Raw genomic sequence first — 25,282 nt, 5'->3', positions numbered from 1 at the left:
ACCAACTGCGGGCCAGCCATCAACAGCCCTCGCCCGGCGGCGGTTCAGCTGACGGGCTGGTCTGGGGGAGCGTCGGCACCTGGGACAGCACCGGTGAATCCTGGGGCTGCTGCGGCCCCGACGGCTCGGTGCTCGGGGACGCACTGGGGCTCGCCGAGGGGTCCGTGGTGGCAGTGGGGGTCGGCTGGTTGCGTTTGGCCTTGCAGGCGTTGGCCAGTACCCGCAGTTCGGCGACGGTGGAGCGGGCCGCATCGAGGTCGGACGCGTCGATGTTGCCCTGGACCTTCTGCTGGTAGTAGTCGGGCAGGTCGCTGACCTTGACGTCGGTGGTCTCGGCGGTGCGCTGGAACTTGACCCCCAGCAGCGACCCGGGCACCCCGTTGAAGATCGTCACGTCGTCACCGCTGGTGCCGACGTAGTACTGGGTGCGGGCATAGGCCGACCCGCCGACCCCGATGCCGAGCAGGGCCAGCAGGATCAGGACGGTGCTGAGCACCGGCGCGATCCAGCGTCGTGGCTTGACCAGTTCTGGGGCATAGCGAATCGACTCGATCTGTTCGGGGTCGATCACCACCGGGGCCGGGGCACGGGGCACCCGGTCACCGCCCTCGTCGTAGCGCGGCCCGTCGTCGCCGAGGTCGATGCCGGCCTCGGGCACATCGGGGATGCGGGTGGTGACAGCGGCACCGATCACGGTGGCGGGCGCGGCGTCGAGGTCGTCGTCCTGCGGCACCACGTCGGCCAGGACCACAGTGATGTTGTCGGCACCGCCACCATCGTGGGCGGCCTGGACCAGCCCGCGCATGACCTCGTCCAGGTCGTCCTTGGCCAGGTGCTCGGCGATGGTGGTGTCGGTGGCGAAGCCGCACAGGCCGTCGCTGCAGACCAGGATCCGGTCGCCGAGCTCGAGGTCGAACAGGAACGAGTCGGGGGTGTGGGTGGGCTGGCCGTTGAGCACCTTCAGCAGCAGGTTGCGGTGCGGGTGGGTCTCGGCCTCCTCGGGGGTGATCTTGCCCTCCTTGACCAGCGCCATCACCCACGAATGGTCGGTCGTGATGTGCTCGAGGGTGCCACCGCGGTACAGGTAGGCGCGTGAGTCGCCGATGTGGACGAAGCCGAGCTGCTCACCGGAGAACATCGCGCCGGTCACCGTGGTGCCCATCCCGTCGAGGGAGTGGTCGGCGGCGACCAGGTCGGCGAGCTTCTCGTTGGCCCGGGCCACGGCCCCGCCGAGCACCTCGAGCATCTCGTCGCTGGTGTGGCGTTCGTCGACCCGCTCGACGAAGCTGATCGCCACGGTGCTGGCCAGGTCACCGGCCGCCGCACCGCCCATGCCGTCGGCGACCACGAGCATGTTGGGCGAGGCGAAGCCCGAGTCCTGGTTGTTCTTGCGCATCGGGCCGGTTTCGGAGTGCGATCGCACGTCGAGGCTGAAGGTCATGGGCGTTCCAGCCTCATCACGGTGCGTCCGATCCGGATGGTGTCACCGGTCTGCACCTGCACCGGCGCGCTCACCCGCACGGTGTTCACGCTCGTGCCGTTGGTGGAGTTCAGGTCTTCCAGCCACCACTGGCCGTTGTCGTCCATGGTGATCTGGGCGTGCCGGGTCGAGGCGTAGTCGTCGTCGATGTTGAGCGCGGAGTCCGCGGCCCGGCCCAGGCCCACCACCCCGGCCAGGGGGATCGACAGCCCGGCCTGGCGCCCCTCGATGACGACGAGGCTGGTGGGGGCGTGGCGCGAACGGCGCTTCTTGCGTGGTTTGGCGGGGTGCTCCAGAGCTGTGTCGGGGCTGGTGGCGACCTGGCGTCCGAACATGTCGGTGCGAATGATGTTGGCGGCAAACAGGATGAACGCCCACATCATGGCCAGGAAGGCGAGCTTCAGCGCCCCGACGATCAGCTCACTCACATCATGACCCCGCCGGTGAATGCACCAGCATGCGCGTCGTGCCGATCTCGAGGCGGGTGCCATCGCTGATGGTGGCCTCACGGCACTTGGTGCCGTTGACGGTGATGCCGTTGGTGCTGCCGAGGTCCTCGATGTGTACTTGAAGGTTGGTGCCCTCGCCGGAGACGTGGATCATGGCGTGCTTGCGGCTGACGCCGGGGTCATTGATGCGCAGGTCGGCCTCGGAGCCGCGCCCGATCAGCAGCCCGGGTGGGGTCAGCGGGTGGCGCACACCATTGACCTCGAGCACCAGCGGGGAGCGGCGCGACCGGGGGGTGGCGGGGTGGCCCGGGGCGCCCTGGACCCCGGCCTCGGCCGAGCTGGTGACCGTGAACCGGCCGGTGGGCAGGCTCTCGTCGAGTTCGTAGTCGATGACGATCGGGCCGTTGAAGACGTAGCGGCGTTCGGCGGCGTGGTCGCGCAGTTCGGGCACGATCTCGGCGTTGAGCGTCTTGGCGTAGGGGACGAGCCGCTCGTAGTCACGCTTGGACAGGCCGACCACGAAGGAGTTGGGCACCAGCCGCTTGTCGCGGGTGAGCAGCTTCGCCTCGGAATCGAGCTCACGCTGCAGCCGGGCGGCGATCTCCACCGGCTGGACGTCGCCCTTGAAGGCGCGGGCGAACACGCCGTTGACGGCGCCCTCGATGGACTTCTCCATCTTGTCGAACAGGCCCACGCTCACTCCTTTCACAGTGCCTTGTCAGGGCAGCGGCACCCCAACATCGTCCATGCTAGCGACGGGTGGTCAGAGAACAGGGTACCTGCAGCGCGGGGCCGGGCCACTTGGGGCGATCTTCTCGGGGGAATCTCAGCCGTGGGTATGGCGAGCCGGGCCGCCGGGTCAGACGAAGGTGTTGACCATCGCGTGGGCGGCGCGCTCCAGGTAGTCGCGCAGGAGCGCGTCGAGTTCGGGGGGCAGGTCGGCCTGGTCGACGCCGGCCATGACATGGGTCAGCCAGCGGTCACGGGCCTCGGGGGTGACGCGGAAGGGGGCGTGGCGCATCCGCAGGCGGGGGTGGCCCCGGGTCTCGGAGTAGGTGGTGGGCCCGCCCCAGTACTGGGACAGGAACAGTCGGAAGCGTTCCTCTGCCGGGCCGAGGTCTTCTTCGGGGTACATCGGCTTGAGCAGCGGGTCGGTGGCCACGCCCTCGTAGAACACCCGGGCGATGGTGGCGAAGGTGTCCGCGCCGCCCATCTGCTCGTAGAGCGTCCTTTCGTCCGGGGTGGGTTCGGCGGCAGTGCTCACTCGGCGGCCCCCTGGTGTGCCCCGGTCAGCTGTTCGAGGGGGACGCGGTGGGCGGCCACCTTCTCGGGCGACCAGGGGCCGGTGTGCTCGGGGTCGGGGACGAACATGCTGGTCATCATGCTGGTGAAGGCGAGGCTGGGCAGGGTCCACTCGGCGAACTGGCCGGTCTGGAAGGGGTCGCCCTGCCAGACGGCGGTGGCCTCGGGGCTGGCGATGTCGTGCAGCGTCAGGCCTTCCAGCACGCCCATGCCGGCCCGGGCCAGGGCGACCGGGCTGACGTCCGGCAGGTGAGGCTGCATGCGGTAGCCCAGCGCGGTCATGAACGTCTGGTACAGCTCACCCATCTCGGTCAGGAAGGTGGCTTCCGTGGAGCGCAGCGAGTCCTGCAGGTCCTGCTGCAGGTCGGCCTCCTCGGGCAGCGTGGCCAGTGTGGCCCGCAGGGTCAGGTGCACCTTCCAGCCAAGGGAGCTGGTCAGCGACTGGTAGGTGTGCCGGGCGTTGAAGCGGCAGATGTCGATGGCCATCCGCAGGCGGCCCTCGTCGGTGGCCAACTGCGAGTCGGCGCCTTCCCAGTGCTCGAGCAGGTAGGTCACGCTGGCCTCGCGGTAGGCGGCTGCGACGGGGAAGGGGCGCTGGGCCAGGTTGCGCAGCAGGTCGGCGTAGAAGTGGTGCTTGGTGGGCCAGCGGCGGTAGACCGCGCTGCGGGCCACCCCCGCCTCGACGATGATCTCCTCGAAGCGCAGCAGGTCGAAGCTGACGCGCAGCCCCTCGTCCTCGACCCGGCGAACTCCCGCGGCGAGCATGCGCTCAGCGGTTTCCTGGTCGGAGAGCCGTTCGGAGCGGCCCCGGCCGAAGGGGTCGCGATCAGCGGGCATGCAAGTACTTCCATTCGATGGTGTGTATGGACAACGTACCAGTGTAGACAAGTACTTGTGTGTCTTCCGGCTAGCGGAAATGGTGGACAATGGAGGATGCACCCCTAGGAGAGCGAGACCCCCATGCCCAACGATCCTTTCGGCCGAGCGCACCGCTCGCCCCGATTGTCGGACCAGGAGACCGCTGAACGCATGCTCGCCACGGCCGGGCGTCGGGTGCAGGATGACGGCCTGCCGATCAGCTTCGACCTGCTGCGCTTCGAGGAGATCATCGTCGAGGCGGGGGTGGCCCGCAGCGCGGTCTACCGTCGCTGGCCCACCAAGAGCCACTTCTTCGCCGACCTGTTGCGTGACCTGGCCGGCGCCAACCACCCGGCGACGGCCCGCTACGAGCGCGAGAGCATCGCCTCAGCCCTGGGCGTGGCCCTGCAGAACACCGCCTCGCTGGCCACCGACGAGGGTCGCCGGTGGCTACTGGTCGAGATCCTGCGGCACGCGGCGCTGGCGAACTTCCAGTCGCTGGTCAACTCCCGCAGCTGGAGCACCCACGTGACCCTGATGGCCACGCTGAGCTCGCTGCCCGAGAACGCCGACCTGCAGGAGGACCTGCGCCGCGCGCTGTTCGAGTCGGACGAGGCTTTCTACGGCGAGATGGCGGCCACCTATGGCGCGCTGATGTTCCTGACGGGTCACCAGGTGCGCAGCGACCTGCCCGGGGTGACCACCATGACCATCGCCCAGCTCGGTGCTGCCGTGGTGGAGGGGCTGACCCTCAACGCGATCTCGAACACCTCATTGGCCGAGCAGCGGTTCACGATTGACCCGTTCGGTGTGGGCGAGGCGGAGTGGTCCCTGGCCGGTCTCGGCTTCACCCAGCAGTTGATGTCCCTGGTCGAGGCCGATCCCGGCCAGGCCGGCCACTGGGACGAGGCAACCATCGCCGAGCACGCCGCGATCCTGACCCAGTTCGCCTGAGCCAGTTCGCCTGGGAGGAGTCGGCCGCGCCACGTTTGCAGTCCGGCGCCACGTCTGCAGAGCCTGTTCGCGTCTGCAGGCCGAGCATGCGTCTGCATGTCTGTACGACGGGCAGACTCAGGCCCGGGCTGCGGATGGGGATTGGGGCTGCAAACAGGCCCCCGAACTGAACCAGGCCCTGAAGTGAACCAGGTCCGAAACAAGCGAAGTCCCGAGACATCCGCTGACGATGTCTCGAGACTTCACAATGGTCGGGGTGACAGGATTTGAACCTGCGGCCTCGTCGTCCCGAACGACGCGCGCTACCAAGCTGCGCCACACCCCGATGGCCCACCGAAGTGGACCGACGATGAGTGTATCCCAACCCGACCCGAACGCGCCAAACGAGGTCGGACGAGCATCTCGCTGCCCCGTCAGTTCGCCCGGGGGACCAGCCGCAGCAGCGTCGCCTCGGGGCGGCAGAACAACCGGTAGGGCGCAAACGGTGAGGTGCCCAGGCCCGCCGAGACGTGCAGGGCACTGGTTCGTCCGTCGACGCTGTGGCTGCTGAGGCCCTTGACGCGGTCGGTGTCCAGGTCGCAGTTGGTGATCAGGGCACCGGTCGGCAGGCAGACCTGGCCGCCATGGGTGTGACCGGCCATGACCAGGTCGAGCCCGTCACGAGTCATCGCATCGAGCAGCCGCAGGTAGGGGGCGTGCGTCACCCCGATAGAGAGGTCGGCGGCCGTGTCTGCTGGGCCGGCCACCGTGTCGTAGCGGTCACGCTCCAGGTGGGCGTCGTCGGTGCCGCGCAGCTCGATGGTGTGCCCGGCCACCTCGAGCAGCGCTCGTCGGTGGGTCAGGTCGGTCCAGCCCCGGTCGGTGAACCCGTCGCGCAGGCGCTCCCAGGGCAGGTCGTCAGCCTTCGGCTTGGACGCCACTGGCGCGGCGCTCGAGGGACGCAGCAGGTAGCGCGCCGGGTTGCGGAACTTCGGCCCGCGGTAGTCGTTGGAGCCGAACACGAACGCCCCGGGCACGTCCAGCAGCCCGTCGAGGGCCTCGTACAACGGGTCGATCGCCTCGGCGGAGGTGATGTTGTCACCGGTGTTGATGACCAGGTCCGGCTCCAGGTCGGCCAGCGCCGCGACCCAGTCCTGCTTGGCCCGCTGCGAGGCGACCAGGTGGATGTCGCTGATGTGCAGCACCGTGAACGGCTCGCTGCCGGGCACCAGCACCGGTGCGCTCACCCGGCGCAGGGTGTACATCCGGGCCTCGGCAAGGGCGTAGCCGAACACCCCCACCCCGAGGCCGGCCATTGCGGCCAGCACCGAGGTGGCCATGCCGACCCGACTCACCTATCGGGTTCCGTGGGCTGGGGCCCGCCACCGCGCCGGGTCGGCTGGGCTGCCGCGGTGGTGGCCGGCACAGTCGCCGGTGGCTGGGTGGCCGGGGCCTGGGTGGTCGGGGCCTGGGTGGTGGCGGGCGCAGTGGTGCGCGGCGCAGTGGTGCGCGGCGCCGGGGCCGGGCCCGAGGAGATCTGCAGGTAGATCGTCGCACCGACCGGCTGCTGCCCGCCCGGGGTGGCGCCCAGGAAGGTGCCTGCCCGGTAGTTCGAGTAGCGGCGCCAGGTCACCGTGTTGAACCCGGCGGCCTGCAGCGTGCGGCGGGCCTCCTCCAGACTCATGCCACTGGTGTTGGGCACCTGGACCTTCTTGCCCTCCAGGATCTCCTTGGACGGTGCGGTGAACTTGGTGTTCGGCTTGCCCTTGAGTGCCTCGGCCATGGCGACCTGGTAGATCTTGCCGGCGTCACCGGAGCCGGAGCCCTCCAGCCGCAGCCCGGTCGACGGCACCACCCAGCGGCGCAGCGACCGGTTGCGGTCCTTCCAGTAGTCAGCGCCCTTCTCGACCGAGATCATCGAGATGCCGGCCATCTGGGGGGTGTAGCCGGCGAACCAGACCGCCTCGTTGCTGTCGGTGGTACCGGTCTTGCCGGCCTGGTTCCAGCCGCCGGGGATCACGGCCCGCACACCGGTACCGGGGCGCTCCATGACCTTGCTGAGCACGTAGTTGACGCCGTCGGCGACCTCGGGCTCCATCACCTTCTTGCACTCACCCGGCGGGACCTCGAACTCGTTGCCGGCCTTGTTGACCACCGACTTCAGGATCAGCGGGTTGCAGTGCACGCCGCGGTTGGCGAAGGTGGCGTACGACTCGGCCATGGACAGGGGGGTGACCTCTGCCGAGCCGAGCACGAACGAGGGGTTGCTGCCCATGGCCTTGTTCATGTCCTCGCCGCTGGCGAGCTTCACCCCGGTGCGCTGGGCCATGTCGGTGACCGCACAGATGCCGACCGACTGCTCCAACTGCACGAAGTAGGTGTTCACCGAGCCCTGGGCGGCCTGGACCATGTTGATCGTGCGACCGTCGTAGCCGCCCACCGAGTTCGAGACCGACCAGTCCTGGTTGAAGACGAAACTTCCCTCGCAGTTCTTGAACGTTTCGCCACGGAACTGCTTGGTGCCGTAGGCGGTGTAGGTCTGCTCGGGGGTCATCCCCGCCTCCAGGGCAGCAGCCACGGCGTAGGCCTTGAACGTCGAGCCTGCCTGGAAGCCCATGGCGTCACCGTAGGCCTTCTCGACGTTGTAGTTCAGGAAGGTCTGACCGGCGCCGGTACCCATCTTGTTGCGCGACTGCGCCATCGCCACGATCAGCCCGGTGCTGGGCTCGATGATCACCGACGACGCGATGGCCGGGTCGGTGGGGGCGATCATGTCGGCGATCGCGGCCTCGGCCGCACGCTGGGTGCGCGGGTCGATCAGCGTCTGGATCGTCAGGCCACCGCGCTTGAGCAGGGCCTCACGCTCGGCCTGGGTGCCCCCGAGGCTCGGCATCTGGTCGCTGATCAGGGTGCGGCGCACGTAGTCGCAGATGAACGGGAACTCCGAATACAGGCAGCCGTTCGGCTGGGGCTGGATCTTGGCCGGGCTGAACTCGACAGCGGTCGAGGTGGCCAGTTCCTCGGGGGTGATGTAGCCGAGCTCAGCCATGCGGTTCAGCACCACGTTGCGGCGCTGCACCGCAGCGCCGGGGTTCAACCGCGGGTTGGTCAGGTTCGGGTTCTGCACCAACCCGGCCAGCATGGCGGCCTGGTCGATGGTCAGTTCCGCGGCGGTGGTGTCGAAGAAGTGCCTGGCGGCTGCCTCGACGCCGTAGGCGCCGTCACCGTAGTAGGCGATGTTGAGGTAGCGCTCGAGGATGTCCTTCTTGCTCAGGCGCTTCTCGAGGGCGATGGCGTAGCGAAGCTCGCGGACCTTGCGGGCGATGGTTTCCTCGGTGGCCCGCTGCACACCCTCGGGGTCGTTGTTTAGTTCGGCTTCGTTGACCAGCACCTGCTTGACGTACTGCTGGGTGATGGTCGAACCACCCTGGGTGGACGAACCGGCAGTGTTGCGCAGCAGTGCGCGAAGGGTGCCGGTGGGGTCGAAGGCGCCGTGCTCGTAGAAGCGGTGGTCCTCGATGGCGATCTGGGCCCACTGCATGTGCTCGTTGATCTCGCTCAGCGGCACGTAGACGCGGTTCTGGTCGTAGAAGGTACCCAGCACCGAGCCGTCGGCCATCAGGATCGTGGACTGTTCAGCCTGCGGCGGGACCTCCAGCGATGCCGGCAGCTGGTCGAGGCTGTCGGCACCCGCCTTCGTCACGCCACCGAGCATGGCGACGAAGGGGACGACGAGCCCGGCGGTCAGCACTCCGCACAGGACGCTGACCGCGAAGAACATTCCCAAGGCATACAACCTGTTGGCCCTCGTTCGCTTCATGCCCCACAGATTACGTGACAGCCCCAACAATCCCGGCATCGCCGGGGCGCCCGGCGGCCCGCCTGCGCGCCCGGAAGTGGGCATCTCCACAGTTGTTCCACAGCTAGGCTGTCAGCCATGACCACTTGGGAGTACTTCACTGCACCGATCCTGACCCACGTCTCGACGCAGATCCTGAACAACTTCGGACGAGAGGGCTGGGAGCTCGTCCAGATCGTCCCCGGGCCCAACCCGGACAGCCTCGTCGGCTACTTCAAGCGCCCCCTGCAGACCCCGACGCAGCCGTGAGCACGCCCACGCAGCGCCTGGCCGAGCTCGGGCTCAGCCTGCCGCCGGTCGCGACCCCGGTCGCGTCCTATGTGCCGGCCACCCGCGTCGGTGACCAGGTGTGGACCTCGGGCCAGCTGCCCCTGGTCGGCGGCACCCCGACCGTGCTGGGCAAGGCCGGCGCCGAGGTGAGCGCCGAGCAGGCCAACGAGGCCGCGCGCGTGGCGATCCTCAACGCCCTGGCTGCTGCCGCTGACGTCGCCGGTGGGCTGGACAGCATCACCCGCGTCCTGAAGGTGACCGCCTTCGTGGCCTCGGCCCCCGGTTTCACCGGTCAGCCGGTGGTCGCCAACGGCGCCTCCGACCTGCTCGGTGAGGTCTTCGGTGAGGCCGGTGCGCACGTGCGCTCGGCCGTCGGGGTGGCGGAACTGCCGCTCGGCGTGCCGGTCGAGATCGAGCTGGTCGTCCAGGTCTGAGCTGCGTTCACTCCATCCGGGCGAGCAGGCGCTGCGGCTGCAGGATGCGCACCTCGCGGGGGCGCACCTCGATCACGCCACGCGACTCGAAATCGGTCAGCACCTTGTTGACCGTCTCGCGGGAGGCGCCCACGATCTGGGCCAGTTCGGTCTGGGTCAGGTCGTGGCGCACCCAGCTCGGGTTGGCGACCGGGTCGGAATCGGGGCCGAAGCGTTCCAGCAGGTGCATCAACAGCCAGGCCACTCGTCCGGACACATCGGAGAGCACCATGCCCGTGGTGTGGTCGTCGCTGCGTCGCAGCCGGGTGGCCAGCATGTTCAGCATCGCCAGCGCCACGTCCTGGCGCTGACCGACCAGGGCGGCCAGCTGGCTGCCCTCGAAACTCAGCATGGTGGCCGTGGTGACCGTCGTCGCGGTGGACGAGCGGGTGCCCTGGTCGAAGACTGACAGTTCACCGAACAGGTCACCGGGGCCCATGATCCACAGCAGCGACTCACGCTGCTGCACCTTGTTGACCCGGCCGCCGGTCCCCGGCCGGGCGGGGGCGGGCTGGTGCTTGGCCGAGCGGGTCAGCTTCACCTTGCCGGTCAGCAGCAGGTAGCACTGCCGGGCCGGGTCGCCGGTGTGGAACAACTGCTCGCCGCGGTGCACCTTCAGTTCGGTGGCCAGGTCGAGGACCCGTTCGCGCGACGACTCCGACAGCGCGGACAGGAAGGGCACATGCTGGGTGCTGGTGATGCTGACCATCGTCATCCTCCCTGGAGGGTGGTGGGGAGCTCCGGTGGATCCCGTCAAGGGCAGGTTATCGAAGGTTGAATCAGCGTCTGACACCAGATACCCGCAACTACACTGGACGCCGTGTCCCGATCCGCCCGCGCCCAGGCCGCCACCGTCAACGACCTGTTGGCCGGCTGCTACCCCGACGCCCGCTGTGAACTGGACTTCACCACCCCGCTGGAACTGCTGGTCGCCACCGTGTTGTCGGCCCAGTCGACCGACCGTCGGGTCAACTCGATCACCCCGACGCTGTTCGCGGCCTACCCCGATGCGGCCGCCTACGCCGCGGCAGAGCTGGCCGACCTGGAGGAGATCATCCGCCCCACCGGTTTCTTCCGCAACAAGGCGAATGCGCTGAAGGGCATCGGGACGGCCCTGGTCGACCAGTTCGACGGCCGGGTGCCGGGCACCCGCGAGGAACTCGTGACTCTGCCCGGGGTGGGCCGCAAGACCGCCAATGTGGTGCTCGGCAATGCCTTCGGGGTGCCCGGCATCACCCCCGACACCCACCTGGTCCGGGTGTCCGGACGACTCGGCTGGACCACCTCCACCAAACCTGATGTCGTCGAGTCCGATGTCGGCAAGCTGTTCGACCCTGAGGAGTGGGTGATGGTCTGCCACCGGGTGATTTGGCACGGACGACGCCGCTGCCACGCCCGTCGTCCGGCCTGCGGTGCCTGCCCCGTCCAGGGGGTGTGCCCGTCGTTCGGCACGGGCCCGACCGACCCGGACGAGGCTGCCGCACTGGTCAGGGAGCCGCGCGGATGAGGCGCCGACTGATGGCGGGTGTGGCCGCCCTCGTCCTGCTGGCCGGCTGCACCACCGGAGCCACCACCGAACCCGAGGACAACCCCGAACGGCAGCAGGCCTACCAGGCTGCCGGGATCGACCCCTGTCCCGAAGCCCCGCCCACCGCAGCGGTGGAGGGTGGCCTGCCGGAGTTGACGCTGCAGTGCCTGTCGACCGGCAGCGAGTCGACCCTGTCGGGGTTGGCGAAGGGTCGTCCGATGGTGATCAACTTCTGGGCGCAGTGGTGCGGGCCCTGCCGCGCCGAGGCGCCGTTCCTGAAGTCGGTGAGCGAGAAGACCGCCGGCCGGGTGAACTTCTTGGGCATCGACACCGTCGACCCGCAGCCCGACCTGGCCATCGAGTTCGCCCGGGTGGCCGGCTGGACCTACCCGCAGCTGACCGACCCCGACAAGCACAGCTACGGCCCGCCGCTCAACGTGCCCGGCCTGCCGCACACCATCTTCGTCGACGCCGAGGGTCGGATCGTGGGGCAGCATGTCGGCCAGATCGCCTCGGAGGAGGAACTGGACGGCTACCTGCGTGACCTGCTGGGGGTGGACGGGTGAGCACCTTCACCGGGCTGGTCGAGAACCTGGACGGACTGGGTGGTCCGACCCCGGTCGTCGACCCCACCAACCTGCCGTTCCCGCCGCCGGCGCGCTCCTCGGCGATCCTGGCGCTGCTGTCCCGCGGTGGCGCAACCGGGCAGCCGGACCTGCTGTTCACCGAGCGCGCCCATGACCTGCGCAGCCACCCCGGGCAGGTGTCCTTCCCGGGTGGGCGGATCGACCCGGGTGACCCGACCCCGGAAGATGCCGCGGTGCGGGAGGCCGCCGAGGAGGTCGGCCTCGAACCCGAAGCCGTGGAACTGCTGGGGCGCCTGCCCAGTTCCCCGCTGGTGGCCTCGTTCAACGCCACCGTCGTGGTCGGGGCCTGGGACGGCGACCACGCGCTGGTCCCCGAACCCGGCGAAGTGGCGCAGATCCTGCGCTACCCGGTCGACCTGCTTGCCAGCCCCGACGTACGGCGCTCAGCCAAACTGCCCAACGGGCGAAGCGGCCCCGCGTTCGTGGTCGACGACATCGTCATCTGGGGTTTCACCGCCCACCTGGTCGACCGGCTGCTGGCGCTGGGCGGGTGGGCCGGTGACTGGGACACCGACGCGCTGATCGACGTGCCCGAACGCTTCTGGCGGGGGCGGCGGATCAGGTGAACCGGCTCAGGCCTGGCGGCGGTTCTGCTTGTCGATCTGCGCGATGGCCTTCTTGTCGGCCTTCAGGCTGGCCCGGTCGGCGGAGTTGACCGCCACGGTCTGCTGACCGCGCTTGAGGGAGTCACCCAGGGCGGCGATGCTGGCCTTGAACTCTGCCACGGTGGCCTCGGGCTTCTGGATCCGGTCGATGAAACCGAGCTTGGCGACCAGCAGCATGACCAGCGCGAGCAGGATCATCACCACGGCCATGGTGACGAACCCCAGGCCGGTGGCCGGCAGCAGGCTGAAGCTGGGGATGATCGCCTGCCACATGCGTCCGAAGGCGAAACCGCCGGCCATGAACAGCAGGCCCAGTGCGGCGAGCACGAAGTACAGCGCGACGACGGCCAGCCCACCGGCGATGCCACCCTTGACGGCGATCGGGGTGACCTCGGCCTTGGCGAGGGCGATGTTGTCCTGCACCATGCGGGTGCCGTCGACCTTGAGGTTGTTGACGATGTCGCCCAGCGGCGCGAACCCATGGCTCTGCGCGGGCTGGTCGTGCTGGGTGCCGTACCCCGTGTTCACGTAGGCGGCGCCCTCAGCGGTCGGGCGTTCGAATCCAGTGGGCTGGCCGGACTGCGGCTGGGTCACGGGAAGTCTCCTTCGGTCGGGGAGTCGGGCTCCACACCCAAACCCTATCGTCCCCGGGCCCTCAGCAGGATGCCTCCGAGCACGGCGGCCAGCGTCGAGGCGGTCAGCACCGCGGTCTTGGCCACCTCGACGCGGCCCTGGTCATTGAAGGCCAGGTCACTGATCAGCATCGAGACGGTGAACCCGATGCCACCCAGGACAGAGACGGCCGCCAGGTCACGCCAGGTCACACCCTCGGCCAGCGTCGCCTTCGTGAACCGGGTGGCCAGTCGGGCGGCGAGGAAGATCCCGATCGGTTTGCCGACCACCAGGCCGGCGATGATGCCCAGTGGGACGGGGTCGCTCCAGAGCCCGCCCAGGACCCCCGGGTTGAGCGGCACCCCGGCGGCGAACAGCGCGAAGACGGGCACGGCCACCCACGCGGACCACGGTTCGACGCGACGCTGCCACCGGTCGAGGTTGTCGTCCATCTGGTACTCGTTGGTGCGCACGAGCAGCCCGAGTGCGACGCCCGCGATGGTGGCGTGGACGCCGGACTGCAGCATGCACCACCACGTGGCGACCGCGATCGGCACGTACCACCAGCCGCTGCGCAGGCTGCCCTGGCGTTGCAGGGCCCACCACGCCACCAGCAGCCCGGCGGCTGCGGCCAGCCAGCCCAGTTGGAGGTTCTCACTGAAGAACACCGCGATGACCGCGATCGCGCCGAGGTCGTCGACGATGGCCAGGGTGAGCAGGAAGGCGCGCACCCCCATCGGCAGGCCCTTGCCGACGACGGCGAGCACCGCCAGCGCGAACGCGATGTCGGTGGCCATCGGGATCGCCCAGCCGGACAGGTCGCCGCCGGCGCGCAGGTTCACCAGGGTGTAGATGCCGGCCGGGACGAGCATGCCGCAGACCGCGGCGATGATCGGGACGAGCGCGTCGGCGGGCCGCGACAACGACCCCTCGACGAACTCGCGCTTGAGTTCCATGCCGGCGACGAAGAAGAACACGGTCAGGATGCCGTCGCTGGCCCAGTGCGCCACCGAGAGTGGGCCCAGCTGCAGGTGGGAGAGGTGCTGGTAGCTGGTCGGGGCGAGGTTGGCCCACAGCAGTGCGGCGATCGTCGCGACCAGCATCACCACCCCACCGGCGGTGGTGTTGCGCAGGATCTGGGGCAGGTGCAGGCGGTTGGCCAGTCGTCCGACGCCGAGGACGATCCGCGGGCGTGGCGCGGGGGTCGGGTTCATCGACCGGTCAGATCGGGATGACCAGGCCAGTGTCGTCGACCTCGATCGGTGCGGTGAGCTCCTGGTGGTCGACATTGGCTCGCCAGCAGCGCAGGGTGTAGGGCAGCCGCAGGCTGTCGGCGCCCGGGGCGGATTCGTCGTAGAGCGCCTCGATGGAGGCCAGGAACTCCTGGCGTTCGGGGGCATCGAGTCCGCGGGTGACCGGCAGGTTGGCCGCCATGGACACCAGCGCCTCGCGGCTGGTGGGCACCCAGTGCCGGAAGCTCTTGTGCGTCGAGGTGGGGAAGTACTTGCTGTCGAGCAGTTCGCCGACCGAGTCGTCGCCGAAGGCGCCGGTCATCGCGCTGGGGTCGAGCTGCTGCACCAACCCCACCAGCCGGCGGACCCACGGCACCGAATCGTCCCTGACCAGGTACGAGACCGCCGCATGCCCACCGGGGCGCAGGACCCGCGCCATTTCGGAGAGCACCAACCCCGGCGCGTAGCGGTGGAAGACCTGGTGGGCGGCCACCACCTGGAAGGTGCACGGGTCGAAGGGCAGCGACTCGGCCTGGGCGACGACGGTGGTGATCTGGTGGCCGGCGGCGAGGTCTGCCACCACCCGGGTCTGCTTGTCGATGGCGAAAACCTGGTGGCCGGCGTGGTGCAGGGCCCGGGGCAGGGCAGCGCCGGACAGGGTGAGCACCTGCCGGGGCGCCTCGCCGATGAGCCAGTCGATGGCTGCAGGGGGCAGGTGAAATCCTCCTGAGGGGCCCGTCGCTGACATGGCATTGATCGTAGTCAACCGAGGCTGGGATCGGTGGGATGTGCGGTCTGCGCGTGCGCAGGCGTCGGTGTGGCGGCCAGACTGGGGACCATGAACACCACTGAACTGCTGCGTGACCTGGCCGCTCGTCCGCTGGGGGCCCTCGACCTGATCTGGGACAGGCTCGGGGACGAGCTGCTGAACGTGCACCCCGGCGGCCACCCCAACTCGCCGGCCTGGCTGTTGTGGCACAGCGGGCGCGAGATCGACCAGCAGGTCGCCGACCTGGGTGGCCCGGAGGTCTGGAACAGCCAGGGCTTCTTCGTCCGGTTCGGGCTGCCGGTGGCCGTTGACGAGCACGGTTACGGGCACAGTGCCGAGCAGGCCGCCGCGATCGTGGTGGACGACCGTGACCTGCTGCGCGACTACCTGGCGGCGGTGACCGAGGCGTCCCTGGACTACCTCGGTGGGCTGTCCGAGGCCGACCTGGACGAGGTGGTGGACCGTAACTGGGACCCGCCGGTCACCCGCGGGGTGCGGCTGGTCAGCGTCTACGCCGACGCGCTGGAACACCTGGGGCAGGTCGCCTATGTGCTGGGGATGCCGCACCCGCACTGATTTGGCCTGTGGACAACTGAGCAGTTGGGACCGATCGAGCCCATAACCGTCATGTGAGTGGACGCAGCCGCGAGTCGTTGATCATCTGCCGGGACGAGGGGCTCGTTGAACAGGTGCTCGCGGCCGCCGCGGCCGTCCGGTCACCGATGCGACGGGTGCGGGAGTCCGGCGACCTCAGACAGGCCTGGAAGGGGGCGCCGAGCATCTTCGTCGGCGCTGACCAGGCGGCCTGGCTGGTGGGGCTCGGGCTGCCCACCCGTCGCGGGGTGCACGTGGTCGGACGATCCGCCGACGAGGTGATGGCCTGGTCGGTGCCGCTGGAGGCGGCGGTGCTGGTGCTGCCAGACCAGGCGGGCTTCATCAGCGCGATCCTCGACAGCGGTGCCGCCGACGCCGGGGGCACATTGCTGCGGGTGCTCGGCGGCTCCGGTGGGCTGGGCGCCTCGACGTTGGCTGCCGGGCTGGCCCAGGTGGCGGCCCGACAATGGCCTTCGGCGCTGGTGGAACTGGCCGACTGCGGTGGCGGCATCGATGTGATGCTCGGGGCTGAACAGGTGCCGGGTTGGCGGTGGGACGACCTGTCCGGCGCCTCCGGTCACCTCGGTGAGGTGACCGACCGGCTGCCCCACCAGGCCGGGCTGCCGATGGTGGCCCTGGGGCCGAGCGGCCGGATGCCGGGGCCGCAGGCGGCAGCCGCGGTGTTGCGCACCGTGCTGCGCAGCCACCGGGTGGTGGTGGTCGACGCCGGCCGTGGCGAGCAATCGTCGGGGGAGCACTGGTCGCAGAGCCGCAGCCTGCTGCTGGTCGGCGCCGACGTGCGCAGTGTGCTGGCTGCCCGGGCGCTGGTCGCCGAACGGGGCTGGCGTGATGTGGAGCTGGTGGTGCGCACCGGTCCGGGCCGATCCCTGTCACCCGACGATGTCGCCCAGGCGCTGGGGTTCGGGGTCGTCGGTCGGGTTGGCCACCACCCGAGGCTGCCCCGCGACCTGGCGCACGGGGTGCCACCGGCACTGGGGGCGCGCTCCCGCTTCGCCCGGGAATGCCGGACGATCCTGGCGGCGGTGATGGACACGTGACCCCCGAGGAACTCGAGTCGCTGCGGCTGCACCTGGCCGGGCTGGGTCGCGCGCACACCCCGGACGACGTGGCGGCGGGCATGCGTGCCCTGGGGTTGGTGGTCTCGGACTCGGTGGTGCTGTGGGCGTTGGAGGCGCTGCGCCGCACCTCGGTCGGGGCGGGCCCGTTGGATGCGCTGCTGCGGCTTCCGGGGGTGACCGATGTGCTGGTCAACGGCCCCGACCAGGTCTTCATCGATCGCGGGGCCGGACTGGAACGCGTCGAGGTCACCTTCGCCGGCGATGAGGAGGTGCGCCGGCTGGCCACCCGGTTGGCCGCGGCTGCCGGCCGGCGACTCGACGACGCCTCACCGTGGGTGGATGCCCGGATGGCTGATGGCACCCGGGTGCATGCGGTGCTGGCCGCGCTGGCCTCACCGGGCACCTGCATTTCGCTGCGGGTGCCTTCGAGTCGCGCCCTGTCGCTGCAGGACTGGCGCGACGGCGGTGGTCTCGATGCGACCGGCCTCGAGGTGCTCGAAACGCTGGTGGCCAGCCGAGCCGCCTTCCTGATCAGTGGTGGCACCGGGTCGGGCAAGACCACCCTGCTGGCCTCACTGCTGGGGGCGGTGGCTGACGACCAGCGGCTGCTGGTGGTCGAGGACTCCCGCGAGCTGAACCCTGACCACCCGCATGTGGTGCGGCTGGAGGGGCGGGTGGCCAATGCGGAGGGGGCCGGGGCGGTGACCCTGACCACGCTTGTGCGCCAGGCCCTGCGGATGCGTCCTGACCGGCTGGTCGTCGGTGAGGTGCGTGGGGCGGAGATCTGTGACCTGCTGATGGCCATGAACACCGGCCACGAAGGGGGCTGCGGGACGATCCACGCCAACTCGGTCGCCGATGTCGGCGCCCGCATCGAGGCGTTGGCGGCGCTGGGTGGCTTGGGTCGGGACGCCTGCCACGCGCAGGCGCTGGCCGCGCTCGACGTGGTCGTCCATGTGGCGAGGTGGCCGGACGGTCGCCGGCGGCTCACCCAGGTCGGGGTGGTCGGCGGCAGCGTGGGCCGGTTCGTGGTCGAGCCGGCGCTGGTGTGGGCGCCGGGGCAGGTCGGGCCTCGGCGTGGCCCGGGCCATGACGGGTTGGAGGCGCTGTTGGCGGGCCGGGGGTGGGCGGCGTGAGTGCGCTCGTGCTCGCCGGTGCGGCCGCGGTGCTGGTCTGGGTGCTGGTGCCGCCGCCTTCGCGGACCCCGGGGTTCGTGGCGGCGGCGACCCAGGGGCGCCATGCTGCCCGGCTGCCGGGGCGACGCCTGGTGGCGGGGCCGGTGGTGCTGCTGGGCGCGGTCTCGCTGGGGCTGGTGGCGCTGCTCGGGGTGGACTGGTTCCCGTTGTTGGTGGCGGGCGTGGTGCTGGTCGCGACGGTGGCGGTGTTGGTGGGTCGTGCCGGGTCGCAGCGGCGCAGCCTGGCGACCGCCCAGCAGGTGGCTCGGGGTGCCCAGGTGCTGTCGGGGCAGTTGCGCATCGGGCAGGTTCCGGTGGTGGCGCTGCAGCATGCCGCCGAGGACTGCCCGGTACTGGTGCCGGGGGTGGCGGCGCACCGGGTCGGCGGTGACGTCCCCGGCGCCCTACGGCGGGAGGCCGACCGGCCCGGGGCGGCGGGGTTGCGGTCCCTGGCGGCGGCGTGGCAGCTGGCCGAACGCTCCGGTGCGCCGATGGCCGAGGCCGCCGAACGGGTGGCGGCCGACCTGTCCGACCGGGCCCAGCTGCGACGCTCGGTGGCCGCCGAGCTGGCCCCGGCGCGGGCCACGGGGAAGCTGCTGGCGGTGCTGCCCCTTGTCGGGATCGCCATGGGGTTCATGGTCGGTGGGTCGCCCGACGAGTTTCTGGTGTCCACCACAGTGGGCCGCTGGGTGCTGGCGGTGGCGGTGAGCCTGGCCTGCGTGGGCATGGTGTGGACCGAGTGGCTGGCCGAGCACGCGGAACGCAGGACGCGGTGAGCCTGGTGGTGAATGGCGCGGTGGTGGCGGGCCTGGCGGTGGTCGTGCTGGTGGGGCTGCTGCGGCCACCCGAGGTCGGCCGCGACCTGCTGCGCCGTCCCCCGGGACAGCCGGGTCAGCCGGGCCGGTCGGGGCGGCGGGTCGGGCCCGGCAGCGGTGGGCAGCAGCGGGTGCTGGTCAGTGCTGCGGCGGGGCTCGCCACGGGGGCGCTGGTGGCGTCGGTGTGGGCGCTGCTGGTTGCACCGGTGGTCGGCGTGGCGGCCTGGTTCTGGTTGGGGCAACTGGACGATGCCGGCCTGGTGCGTCGCCGCCGGCGGCTGGCCGAGCAACTGCCCGAGGTGCTGGGCCTGCTGGCCAGTGCCCTGTCCGCCGGTTCACCGACCCGGGTCGCCATCGATGACGTGGCGGCGGTGAGCCTGCCCGAGTCCCGGGCGGTACTGGAATCGGTCGGCAGCCACCTGCGGGTGGGGCGAAGCGAGCAGGAGGCCTGGCAACAGGTGGCCGACGACCCGGCACTGGCACCGGTGTGGGGCGGCCCGGCGCGGGATCTTGCCCGCAATGCCACCTCGGGTGCCGCGGTGGTCGAGGTGTTGCAGGTGCATGCGACGCAGGCCAGGGCGAACCACCGCGGTGAGGTCGAGAAGCAGGCCAGGACTGTGGGCATCCGGTCGGTGCTGCCGTTGATGACCTGCTTCCTGCCGGCCTTCGTGCTCGTCGGGGTCGTGCCGATCATCGCGGGACTGGTCAGTTCCTACCTGCCCTGAGGGTGTGGAGGGTGCTGGCGGCCGAGTTGTCCACAGGGTGTTGTCCGTTTGGAGCAGGCACCGGTCGGCGACTCATGGTCGTGACGAACCCACGAGCGTGGGTCGCAACCGAAAGGATTCACATGTCCGAGATCTCCACCCCGGTCGGCGCCAACCAGGGCGTTGACCTGCTCGACACCGAGGCCTTCGCGCCGCAGCGCACCTCGACCCTCGCCCGGGTCCACCGGGGCACCCGTCGGCTCGCCGAACGTGGAATGTCCACCGCGGAGTACGCCGTCGGCATCCTCGCCGCCGTCTCGTTCGCACTGGTGCTGCTGCGCGTGGTCACCGACGCCGAGTTCTTCAAGACCGCACTGAAGGTCGTCCTCAAGATCCTCGGCTGGGTCGGGGGCCAGATCCGCTGAGTTGTCGCGGCGGCCGGCGGGGGAGGGGAACACCCGCCGGTCGCCGCACCAGTTCCGCAGCCCGGTGAGCAAGGGAGACAGCATGAGGCAACGGGGAATCGAGCAACGGGGAATGGTGACCGCCGAGCTGGCCGTGGGCCTGCTGGTGGCGGCGCTGGCCCTGTTCGGTGCATCGTCGGTGATCGGCCTGCTGATCCTGCAGGACCGTGCCGAGACCATCGCGGTGCAGGCCGCCCGGCATGCCGCCCGCGGTGATGCCCAGCAACTCCAGCGGGTCAAGCAGGTGGCACCCAGCAACAGCACGATCGACGTCAGCACCCGCGACGGCTGGGTCCACGTCACGGTGACCGCCACCCGATCCTGGGGGCCGATCGGGCCGGTCGAGGTCAGCGCCACCGCCCAGCAACCGCTGGAGCCGGGGCAGTGACGCGGGGTCAGCGCGGGGCTGGGACCGTAGTGAGCGGAACCCTGGCGCTGGGGTTGGTCGGGTTCATGCTGTTGGGCCTGTGGGCGATCGGCTGGATCGCGAGCGCCCACCGGGCCCACCGCATCGCCGACCTGGCCGCGCTCACCGGCGCCCACACCCTCACGCAAGGAGGTGACCCCTGCGCTGCGGCCCGGGAAACAGCCCGCCGCAACGGGGGTGAGGTCACCACCTGCACCCTGAAGGGGGACGCGGTGAGCTTCGTCCTGCTGGTGGAGGCCAGCACCCCGCTGCGGCCGGCGATCACCCTGCCGGGTGTCCCTCGTCGGGCGTGGGGTGCTGCAGCCGCCGGCCCGGCAGGTTCCCCCTGACCAGCGCGGTGTACTGCTCGACCTCCTCCGCGCGACGATCGTCGTCCCAGCCGAGCTCGGCGCCGAGACTGCGGGCAATCCCGTCGACCTGCTCCAGCGTGCCCGGCGCGTCCCAGAAGAACAGCGACGTCCGGCGGACCAGCAGGTCACTCAACGTCAGGCACATCTCTTCGGCGACGCAGTAGGCGACCTCGGCCCGGGTCAGGCCGCGTGGACCGACCACCTCCCGGGCTGCCTCGTCGGCCTGCCACCGGGCCAGGACCTTGCCGGCGTTGCTGCCGTAGCGGCGCACCCAGGTCTGGGCAATGTGGTCGGGCACCCCGGCCGAAGCCGTCGCCACGAGCAGGCCGAGTGTGCTGGCGGGGCTGCCCCCCGAGATGGGTGTCCGGTCCGCGACCGACCTGTCCGTCGGTCGCTGCAACTTGCCCATCACGGCATCGACGAGGTGCTTGGCCATCACGCGGCTGCTGGTGAGCTTGCCCCCCGAGATCGTCAGCAGCCCCGTGGCTCCCTCGGTGATCACATGCTCCCGGCTGGTGTTCCCGGTGGAGGCACTCGGGTCGGCGGCCACCAGCGGACGCAGCCCCGCCCACGCGCCGACGATGTGCTGGTCGGTCAGCCGCGCCTCGGGGATGGTGTGGTTGGCGACGTTGAGCAGGTAGCCTATGTCGGACTCCTCGGGGACCACATGGTCGGGGTCCCCGGTGAAGTCGGTGTCGGTCGTGCCGATGTAGACCAGGTCATCCTCCAGTGACGGGGTGGGCCACACCACCCGGTTGTCGTCAGGGGAGCGCAGGAACACCGCCGTGTTGAGGGGGAAGTCGCTCTTGCGGACCACGATGTGCACCCCCTTGCTGGGCCGCAGGCTGCTCACGTGGTCGCCCCGCTCCATGGCCAGGGTGCGGTCGGTCCACGGACCGGTGGCGCTGACCACCTGCCGGGCATGCACCTCGAACTCCCGCCCGTCGAGCTGGTCGACGACCCGGACCCCACGCGTCTGCCCTGCCTCGATGACCAGGCCGGTCACCGCCGCATGGTTGAGCATCCGGGCACCCGCCTCGGCGGCCCCCTTGGCGTGGTCGACCGTCAGCCGGGCATCGTCGGTGAGCACGTCGTAGTAGCGCCCCGCCCCCACCAGTCCACTCGCGCGCAGGTGCGGTTCGAGTTCGAGCACCTTGCGGGCGGACAGCATCGAGTGGCGCCGCTTGAGCCACGCCCCGGAGGCCGCGTCGTAGAACGTCAGTCCCAGGTTCAGCAGCGCCCTGCCCTCGGGGTAACCCTCGTAGAGCAGGTACAGGAACGGGCGCACCTCGGTGAGGTGGGGAGCCATCGTGAGCATTCGCTCACGTTCGCGCACGGACTCTGCCACCAGCTTGAACTGGTAGGTCTGCAGGTAGCGAAGCCCGCCATGGATGAGTTTGGACGACCGGCTCGAGGTGCCGGAGGCGAAGTCGTCCTTCTCGACCAGCAGGACCGACAGCCCGCGCAGGGCCGCGTCGCGAGCGGTGGCCACACCGGTGATGCCACCACCGATCACGATGAGGTCGAACAGGGTGCCGGTGAGGTCGTCGGGCAGTGGGCGTTCCATCGGCCTCACTCCGCCTCGGTGTCGCGCTTGAGCCAACCGCGGGAGCGTTCCACCGCCCGCTGCCAGCCGGCATAGGCCGCGCTGCGGTCGGCATCGTCGGCGGCCGGCAGGAAGCTCCGGTCGATCTCCACCATGGCCACCGCCTGCTCGGGGGTCTCCCACACACCGGTGGCCAACCCGGCCAACAGTGCTGCGCCCAGGCTGGTCGCCTCGGTGTTCTTCGGTCGAGTGACCTCGGCATCCAACTGGTCGGCCTGGAACTGCAGCAGCAGGTTGTTACGGGCGCCGCCACCGTCGACCGCGATCCGGGTGATCGCGTGGCCCGAGACGCTGCTCATCACATCGACGAAGTCACGCACCGAGAACACGATCCCCTCCAGCGTCGCCCTGGCCAGGTGGCCGCGGGTGGTCCCGGGGCTGATGCCGAAAATGGTGCCACGGGCATAGGCATCCCAGCAGGGGGCCGACAAGCCGGTCAACGCCGGCACGAAGTAGACCCCACCGTTGTCGTCCACGGTGGTGGCCAGCGACTCCGACTCCGCCGACTGGCTCAGGATCTCGAGCCCGTCACGCAGCCACTGGACGGCCGCACCGGTGGAACCGGCGTACCCCTCGAGGGCGTAGACCGTCTCACCGTTGATCCGCCACGCGATCTGCGAGGTCAGGCCGCTGGCGGTGTCGATCACCGGCGTGGTGCCGATGGTCATGTCCAGGAAGGTGCCCGTCCCATGGGTGCACTTCACCATGCCCGGTTCGATGCAACCCTGGGCGAACAGTGCGGAATGCTGGTCGGCGATTGCTGAGGCGATCACGACCTCAGCGCCGAAGGCCTCCACCGTGGTCGTCCCCATGGTGCCGGAGTCGTCGACCACCGCCGGGTACATGGCGACAGGGATGCCCAGCGCTTCCAGCCACTCGGTGTACCACTGGTCGGTGGTCAGGTCGTACGACCCGGTCACCGAAGCATTCGAGGCGCTGATCACATGGCTGGCTCCGCCGGTCAGCTTGTGGATGAGCCACGAGTCGATCGTCCCGAAGGCCAACCGGCCGGCGTCGGCCAGTTCGCGCAGCCCGGCGACATTGTTCAACATCCACTCGATGCTCAGGCTGGAGTACACCGGGGCCAGGGACCAGCCGGTGCGGCTGTACACCTTCTCACCCCACTCGGGGGCCAGCTCCGCCGCCCGGTCAGCGGTGCGGGTGTCCTGCCAGACGATGGCCCGGGTGACGGGTTCACCGGTCTCGCGGTCCCACAGCACAGTGGTGGCGCGCTGGTTCGTGATGCCGATGGCGGTGATGTCGCCCGGCGCCAGGGCGGCGTCGGCGAGGGCCTGGGTCATCATGCGTTGCGTCGCGTCCCAGATCTCATTGCCGTCGTGCTCCACCCGGTCGGCGCCGGGGTGGTACTGCGGGAACTCGGTGTAGGCCGTGGCCAGGACCTGTGCGGTGTTGTCGTAGATGAGGGCACGGATGCCGGTGGTGCCGGCGTCGATGACGAGGATGCGGGTGGAGGACATCGTTGGCTCCTTGGACGTGGGTGGGGGTGCGTGGGGGTGTGTGGGGGTGCTCGGGTCAGAGCCCGAGCTTGCCGGGGTTGAGGATGCCGGCCGGGTCGAGCGCGGCCTTGAGCTTCTGCAGCACCAGGTGGCCTGAGCCGAGGGACTGGCGCGAGTAGGGGGAGCGGGCCAGGCCGCCACCGTGGTGGTGGGACAACTCGGCGCCCTGCTCGAGGCAGACCGCCATCGCGGTGTCCCAGATCTGCTGGATCCGCTCGACGGCGGCCTCGTTGGTCGCCGCGCGGCCCAGCAGGATCACGTACATCGACGTGCCCTGGGTGTAGACGTGCGAGAAGTGCGACAGCACCTCGTCGGCGAGTGGTGCCAGTGCCTGCCGCATGGCCAGGTACAGGTCATTGATCCCGTCCCAGTTGTGGGCGACCTCGATGGTCTCGGCGAACCCGCCGGTCTCGGCCACCAGGTTCTCGACTGTCGAGAAGTCGAACCGGCGCCCCATCCAGCCGTGGACACCATCAGGGCCCAGTTGCTGGCCGCCGTGCTCGGTGGCCAACCGGCCCAGCACAGCGAGTTCGGCGTCCACGACCTCTTGCGGGCCGCGGGCACCGATGAACAGCACCGGGGACTCGAAGCCCGGGTCCTGCATGGCGTGACGGGCCTCGTCGGTGTCGTAGAAGCGCAGCAGGAAGGGTCGAAGGCCCAGCAGCGCCTGGTCGCGCATCACGGTCAGGCCGGCCTCGACCGTGGGCAGCGCCCAGGTCTGGACCTCGGTCGGCAGGTCGGCGGGGAAGAGCTTCAAGGTCACCTCGGTGACCAGGCCCAGGGTGCCCTCGGAACCGATGAACACCTTGCGCAGGTCCGGCCCCATCGCCGCGCGGGGGGAGGCCTTCACCTCGACCTGTTCACCGGTGGCCAGGACGACCTTGTAGCCGGTGACCAGGTCTTCGATGCCCCCGTACATGGACGAGAACTGCCCGGTGGCCAGGGTCGCCACCCAGCCGCCGACGCTGGAGCGGTACAGCGACTGGGGCGAGTGGCCCAGGGTCAACCCGAGGGCAGCCAGCGCGTCCTCCAGCTCGCCGCCGTTCTGGGAGGCCGACGCGGTGACGGTCATGTTGTGCTCGTTCACCGTGTAGCCGGCCGGTACCCCCGAGACGTCCAGGACGATGCCGCCCCGCACAGGCAGTGGCTGCCCGGTCACCGAGGAGGCGAGTGCCCGCACGGTGACCGGCACCCGGTGCTCGGTGGCCACGGCGAACACCGCCGGGGCCTGGTCAAAGCTCGACAGGCGCACGACGACGTCGGCCTGGTGGGGGTGCTCGCCAACCATGGCGCGCTTGGTCATCAGCGGCCAGGTGTCCTGGCTGCTGGCGGCCAGGCCCGCGGCGGAGGTGTCGACAGCGGTGGGCCCGACGATGTCACGCAGGGAGCCCAGCAGCTTTTCGTTCAACCGCATCATTCTCCTAATAATCCAGAAATGGAGTACTCGATGTGTGGAACTATTGCAGGGCGTCCGGCGGGGTGTCAAGAGGGTGGTGCGGAAGGGCCGCTAGCCTCGGTCACGAAAGGGTGGGGC

27 protein-coding genes, 1 tRNA gene and 1 pseudogene are annotated in these 25,282 nt (G+C 70.0%); 14 read left to right on the top strand and 15 right to left on the bottom strand.

The window, feature by feature from the left end:
- Nucleotides 1-19 precede the first annotated feature (19 nt).
- The 5 genes from ACQE3C_RS07070 to ACQE3C_RS07050 form a co-directional block, all read right to left on the bottom strand.
- Nucleotides 20-1,441 (bottom strand): PP2C family protein-serine/threonine phosphatase, encoded by a 1,422-nt coding sequence (locus ACQE3C_RS07070; protein ID WP_434538475.1) that lies wholly within the window; start codon nt 1,439-1,441, stop codon nt 20-22.
- Entirely contained in the window at nt 1,438-1,908 is a 471-nt protein-coding gene (locus tag ACQE3C_RS07065; protein ID WP_434538474.1) for an FHA domain-containing protein FhaB/FipA, read from the bottom strand. Before ACQE3C_RS07065 ends, ACQE3C_RS07070 begins: the two co-directional genes overlap by 4 nt.
- Nucleotide 1,909: 1 nt before the next feature.
- Entirely contained in the window at nt 1,910-2,623 is a 714-nt protein-coding gene (locus ACQE3C_RS07060) for an FhaA domain-containing protein (RefSeq protein WP_434538473.1), read from the bottom strand.
- A gap of 165 nt (nt 2,624-2,788) precedes the next feature.
- A complete protein-coding gene (locus ACQE3C_RS07055) occupies nt 2,789-3,193 on the bottom strand; it encodes a globin (RefSeq protein ID WP_434538472.1) in 405 nt (134 codons plus the stop codon).
- The gene (locus ACQE3C_RS07050) at nt 3,190-4,068 is read right to left on the bottom strand and encodes a hypothetical protein (protein WP_434538471.1); all 879 of its coding nucleotides are present in this window, start codon (nt 4,066-4,068) and stop codon (nt 3,190-3,192) included. Before ACQE3C_RS07050 ends, ACQE3C_RS07055 begins: the two co-directional genes overlap by 4 nt.
- Nucleotides 4,069-4,191: 123 nt before the next feature.
- Between ACQE3C_RS07050 and ACQE3C_RS07045 the strand changes: the two genes are divergently transcribed.
- A complete protein-coding gene (locus ACQE3C_RS07045) occupies nt 4,192-5,043 on the top strand; it encodes a hypothetical protein (RefSeq protein ID WP_434538470.1) in 852 nt (283 codons plus the stop codon).
- Nucleotides 5,044-5,291: 248 nt separating this feature from the next.
- Here the strand turns inward: ACQE3C_RS07045 and ACQE3C_RS07040 are convergent.
- From ACQE3C_RS07040 to ACQE3C_RS07030, 3 genes and pseudogenes are all read right to left on the bottom strand, one after another.
- A tRNA-Pro gene (locus ACQE3C_RS07040) sits at nt 5,292-5,368 on the bottom strand.
- Between the two features lie 88 nt (nt 5,369-5,456).
- Complete coding sequence (locus tag ACQE3C_RS07035; RefSeq protein ID WP_434538469.1) at nt 5,457-6,362, bottom strand: metallophosphoesterase; 906 nt, start codon at nt 6,360-6,362, stop codon at nt 5,457-5,459.
- Nucleotides 6,310-8,872 (bottom strand): annotated as a pseudogene (locus tag ACQE3C_RS07030) (transglycosylase domain-containing protein); the annotation flags it as partial. The pseudogene ACQE3C_RS07030 and the gene ACQE3C_RS07035, both read right to left, overlap by 53 nt.
- An 87-nt stretch (nt 8,873-8,959) precedes the next feature.
- On the opposite strand from ACQE3C_RS07030, the gene ACQE3C_RS07025 reads away from it, so the two are divergent.
- Both ACQE3C_RS07025 and ACQE3C_RS07020 read left to right on the top strand, forming a co-directional pair.
- A complete protein-coding gene (locus tag ACQE3C_RS07025; protein ID WP_434538468.1) occupies nt 8,960-9,130 on the top strand; it encodes a DUF4177 domain-containing protein in 171 nt (56 codons plus the stop codon).
- The gene (locus ACQE3C_RS07020; protein ID WP_434538467.1) at nt 9,127-9,585 is read left to right on the top strand and encodes a RidA family protein; all 459 of its coding nucleotides are present in this window, start codon (nt 9,127-9,129) and stop codon (nt 9,583-9,585) included. The genes ACQE3C_RS07025 and ACQE3C_RS07020 overlap by 4 nt, the downstream gene beginning before the upstream one ends.
- A gap of 7 nt (nt 9,586-9,592) precedes the next feature.
- Here ACQE3C_RS07020 and ACQE3C_RS07015 read toward each other — a convergent pair whose 3' ends face one another.
- Nucleotides 9,593-10,333 carry a Crp/Fnr family transcriptional regulator gene (locus tag ACQE3C_RS07015; protein ID WP_434538466.1) on the bottom strand — a complete coding sequence of 247 codons (741 nt, stop codon included), beginning with the start codon at nt 10,331-10,333 and terminating at the stop codon, nt 9,593-9,595.
- Between the two features lie 111 nt (nt 10,334-10,444).
- On the opposite strand from ACQE3C_RS07015, the gene nth reads away from it, so the two are divergent.
- Genes nth through ACQE3C_RS07000 form a run of 3 tightly spaced genes read left to right on the top strand, consistent with a single transcriptional unit; the run spans nt 10,445 to nt 12,365 of the window.
- Nucleotides 10,445-11,131 carry an endonuclease III gene (gene nth, locus ACQE3C_RS07010; RefSeq protein WP_434538465.1) on the top strand — a complete coding sequence of 229 codons (687 nt, stop codon included), beginning with the start codon at nt 10,445-10,447 and terminating at the stop codon, nt 11,129-11,131.
- Complete coding sequence (locus ACQE3C_RS07005; protein ID WP_434538464.1) at nt 11,128-11,718, top strand: redoxin family protein; 591 nt, start codon at nt 11,128-11,130, stop codon at nt 11,716-11,718. Before nth ends, ACQE3C_RS07005 begins: the two co-directional genes overlap by 4 nt.
- Complete coding sequence (locus ACQE3C_RS07000) at nt 11,715-12,365, top strand: NUDIX hydrolase (protein WP_434538463.1); 651 nt, start codon at nt 11,715-11,717, stop codon at nt 12,363-12,365. The genes ACQE3C_RS07005 and ACQE3C_RS07000 overlap by 4 nt, the downstream gene beginning before the upstream one ends.
- Nucleotides 12,366-12,371: 6 nt before the next feature.
- Here ACQE3C_RS07000 and ACQE3C_RS06995 read toward each other — a convergent pair whose 3' ends face one another.
- Genes ACQE3C_RS06995 through ACQE3C_RS06985 form a run of 3 tightly spaced genes read right to left on the bottom strand, consistent with a single transcriptional unit; the run spans nt 12,372 to nt 14,996 of the window.
- Nucleotides 12,372-12,998, bottom strand: coding sequence for a phage holin family protein (locus ACQE3C_RS06995; protein ID WP_434538462.1), 627 nt, complete (start codon nt 12,996-12,998; stop codon nt 12,372-12,374).
- Nucleotides 12,999-13,042: 44 nt separating this feature from the next.
- Nucleotides 13,043-14,230 (bottom strand): Na+/H+ antiporter NhaA, encoded by a 1,188-nt coding sequence (nhaA, locus tag ACQE3C_RS06990; RefSeq protein ID WP_434538461.1) that lies wholly within the window; start codon nt 14,228-14,230, stop codon nt 13,043-13,045.
- A 7-nt stretch (nt 14,231-14,237) separates the two neighbouring features.
- Complete coding sequence (locus tag ACQE3C_RS06985) at nt 14,238-14,996, bottom strand: class I SAM-dependent methyltransferase (RefSeq protein ID WP_434538460.1); 759 nt, start codon at nt 14,994-14,996, stop codon at nt 14,238-14,240.
- 90 nt (nt 14,997-15,086) lie between these two features.
- On the opposite strand from ACQE3C_RS06985, the gene ACQE3C_RS06980 reads away from it, so the two are divergent.
- The 8 genes from ACQE3C_RS06980 to ACQE3C_RS06945 all read left to right on the top strand — a co-directional run bounded on the left by ACQE3C_RS06980 (nt 15,087) and on the right by ACQE3C_RS06945 (nt 20,604).
- Nucleotides 15,087-15,593, top strand: a complete 507-nt coding sequence (locus ACQE3C_RS06980; protein ID WP_434538459.1) for a mycothiol transferase — start codon at nt 15,087-15,089, stop codon at nt 15,591-15,593.
- A gap of 53 nt (nt 15,594-15,646) precedes the next feature.
- Entirely contained in the window at nt 15,647-16,669 is a 1,023-nt protein-coding gene (gene ssd, locus ACQE3C_RS06975; protein ID WP_434538458.1) for a septum site-determining protein Ssd, read from the top strand.
- Nucleotides 16,666-17,826, top strand: a complete 1,161-nt coding sequence (locus ACQE3C_RS06970; protein ID WP_434538457.1) for a TadA family conjugal transfer-associated ATPase — start codon at nt 16,666-16,668, stop codon at nt 17,824-17,826. The genes ssd and ACQE3C_RS06970 overlap by 4 nt, the downstream gene beginning before the upstream one ends.
- Nucleotides 17,823-18,641, top strand: coding sequence for a type II secretion system F family protein (locus tag ACQE3C_RS06965; RefSeq protein WP_434538456.1), 819 nt, complete (start codon nt 17,823-17,825; stop codon nt 18,639-18,641). The genes ACQE3C_RS06970 and ACQE3C_RS06965 overlap by 4 nt, the downstream gene beginning before the upstream one ends.
- Nucleotides 18,638-19,405, top strand: coding sequence for a type II secretion system F family protein (locus tag ACQE3C_RS06960; RefSeq protein WP_434538455.1), 768 nt, complete (start codon nt 18,638-18,640; stop codon nt 19,403-19,405). Before ACQE3C_RS06965 ends, ACQE3C_RS06960 begins: the two co-directional genes overlap by 4 nt.
- A gap of 122 nt (nt 19,406-19,527) precedes the next feature.
- Complete coding sequence (locus ACQE3C_RS06955) at nt 19,528-19,809, top strand: DUF4244 domain-containing protein (RefSeq protein ID WP_434538454.1); 282 nt, start codon at nt 19,528-19,530, stop codon at nt 19,807-19,809.
- Nucleotides 19,810-19,891: 82 nt separating this feature from the next.
- Nucleotides 19,892-20,236 (top strand): TadE family type IV pilus minor pilin, encoded by a 345-nt coding sequence (locus ACQE3C_RS06950; RefSeq protein WP_434538453.1) that lies wholly within the window; start codon nt 19,892-19,894, stop codon nt 20,234-20,236.
- Nucleotides 20,237-20,265: 29 nt separating this feature from the next.
- Nucleotides 20,266-20,604 (top strand): Rv3654c family TadE-like protein, encoded by a 339-nt coding sequence (locus ACQE3C_RS06945; RefSeq protein ID WP_434538452.1) that lies wholly within the window; start codon nt 20,266-20,268, stop codon nt 20,602-20,604.
- Here ACQE3C_RS06945 and ACQE3C_RS06940 read toward each other — a convergent pair.
- Genes ACQE3C_RS06940 through ACQE3C_RS06930 form a run of 3 tightly spaced genes read right to left on the bottom strand, consistent with a single transcriptional unit; the run spans nt 20,537 to nt 25,156 of the window.
- The gene (locus ACQE3C_RS06940) at nt 20,537-22,192 is read right to left on the bottom strand and encodes an FAD-dependent oxidoreductase (RefSeq protein WP_434538451.1); all 1,656 of its coding nucleotides are present in this window, start codon (nt 22,190-22,192) and stop codon (nt 20,537-20,539) included. The two genes, ACQE3C_RS06945 and ACQE3C_RS06940, sit on opposite strands and share 68 nt — an antisense overlap.
- 5 nt (nt 22,193-22,197) lie before the next feature.
- Nucleotides 22,198-23,709, bottom strand: coding sequence for an FGGY family carbohydrate kinase (locus ACQE3C_RS06935; RefSeq protein WP_434538450.1), 1,512 nt, complete (start codon nt 23,707-23,709; stop codon nt 22,198-22,200).
- Nucleotides 23,710-23,764: 55 nt separating this feature from the next.
- Nucleotides 23,765-25,156: an FAD-binding oxidoreductase gene (locus ACQE3C_RS06930; RefSeq protein ID WP_434538449.1), complete on the bottom strand. Its 1,392-nt coding sequence runs from the start codon at nt 25,154-25,156 to the stop codon at nt 23,765-23,767.
- Nucleotides 25,157-25,282 lie beyond the last annotated feature (126 nt).

The organism is Aestuariimicrobium sp. Y1814, assembly GCF_050113895.1.
Taxonomy (GTDB): Bacteria; Actinomycetota; Actinomycetes; order Propionibacteriales; family Propionibacteriaceae; genus Aestuariimicrobium.
Note: the sequence above shows the minus strand (reverse complement) of the source record. Positions and strands in the feature narration are given on the sequence as shown.

What these genes read in the sequence shown, in the direction of transcription:
- ACQE3C_RS07070 (WP_434538475.1), bottom strand. Translation starts at nt 1,441, where the DNA reads ATGACCTTCAGCCTCGACGTGCGATCGCACTCCGAAACCGGCCCGATG.
- ACQE3C_RS07050 (WP_434538471.1), bottom strand. Translation starts at nt 4,068, where the DNA reads ATGCCCGCTGATCGCGACCCCTTCGGCCGGGGCCGCTCCGAACGGCTC.
- ACQE3C_RS07045 (WP_434538470.1), top strand. Translation starts at nt 4,192, where the DNA reads ATGCCCAACGATCCTTTCGGCCGAGCGCACCGCTCGCCCCGATTGTCG.
- ACQE3C_RS07035 (WP_434538469.1), bottom strand. Translation starts at nt 6,362, where the DNA reads ATGGCCACCTCGGTGCTGGCCGCAATGGCCGGCCTCGGGGTGGGGGTG.
- ACQE3C_RS07025 (WP_434538468.1), top strand. Translation starts at nt 8,960, where the DNA reads ATGACCACTTGGGAGTACTTCACTGCACCGATCCTGACCCACGTCTCG.
- ACQE3C_RS07015 (WP_434538466.1), bottom strand. Translation starts at nt 10,333, where the DNA reads ATGGTCAGCATCACCAGCACCCAGCATGTGCCCTTCCTGTCCGCGCTG.
- ACQE3C_RS07005 (WP_434538464.1), top strand. Translation starts at nt 11,128, where the DNA reads ATGAGGCGCCGACTGATGGCGGGTGTGGCCGCCCTCGTCCTGCTGGCC.
- nhaA (WP_434538461.1), bottom strand. Translation starts at nt 14,230, where the DNA reads ATGAACCCGACCCCCGCGCCACGCCCGCGGATCGTCCTCGGCGTCGGA.
- ACQE3C_RS06985 (WP_434538460.1), bottom strand. Translation starts at nt 14,996, where the DNA reads ATGTCAGCGACGGGCCCCTCAGGAGGATTTCACCTGCCCCCTGCAGCC.
- ACQE3C_RS06980 (WP_434538459.1), top strand. Translation starts at nt 15,087, where the DNA reads ATGAACACCACTGAACTGCTGCGTGACCTGGCCGCTCGTCCGCTGGGG.
- ACQE3C_RS06955 (WP_434538454.1), top strand. Translation starts at nt 19,528, where the DNA reads ATGTCCGAGATCTCCACCCCGGTCGGCGCCAACCAGGGCGTTGACCTG.
- ACQE3C_RS06950 (WP_434538453.1), top strand. Translation starts at nt 19,892, where the DNA reads ATGAGGCAACGGGGAATCGAGCAACGGGGAATGGTGACCGCCGAGCTG.
- ACQE3C_RS06940 (WP_434538451.1), bottom strand. Translation starts at nt 22,192, where the DNA reads ATGGAACGCCCACTGCCCGACGACCTCACCGGCACCCTGTTCGACCTC.
- ACQE3C_RS06935 (WP_434538450.1), bottom strand. Translation starts at nt 23,709, where the DNA reads ATGTCCTCCACCCGCATCCTCGTCATCGACGCCGGCACCACCGGCATC.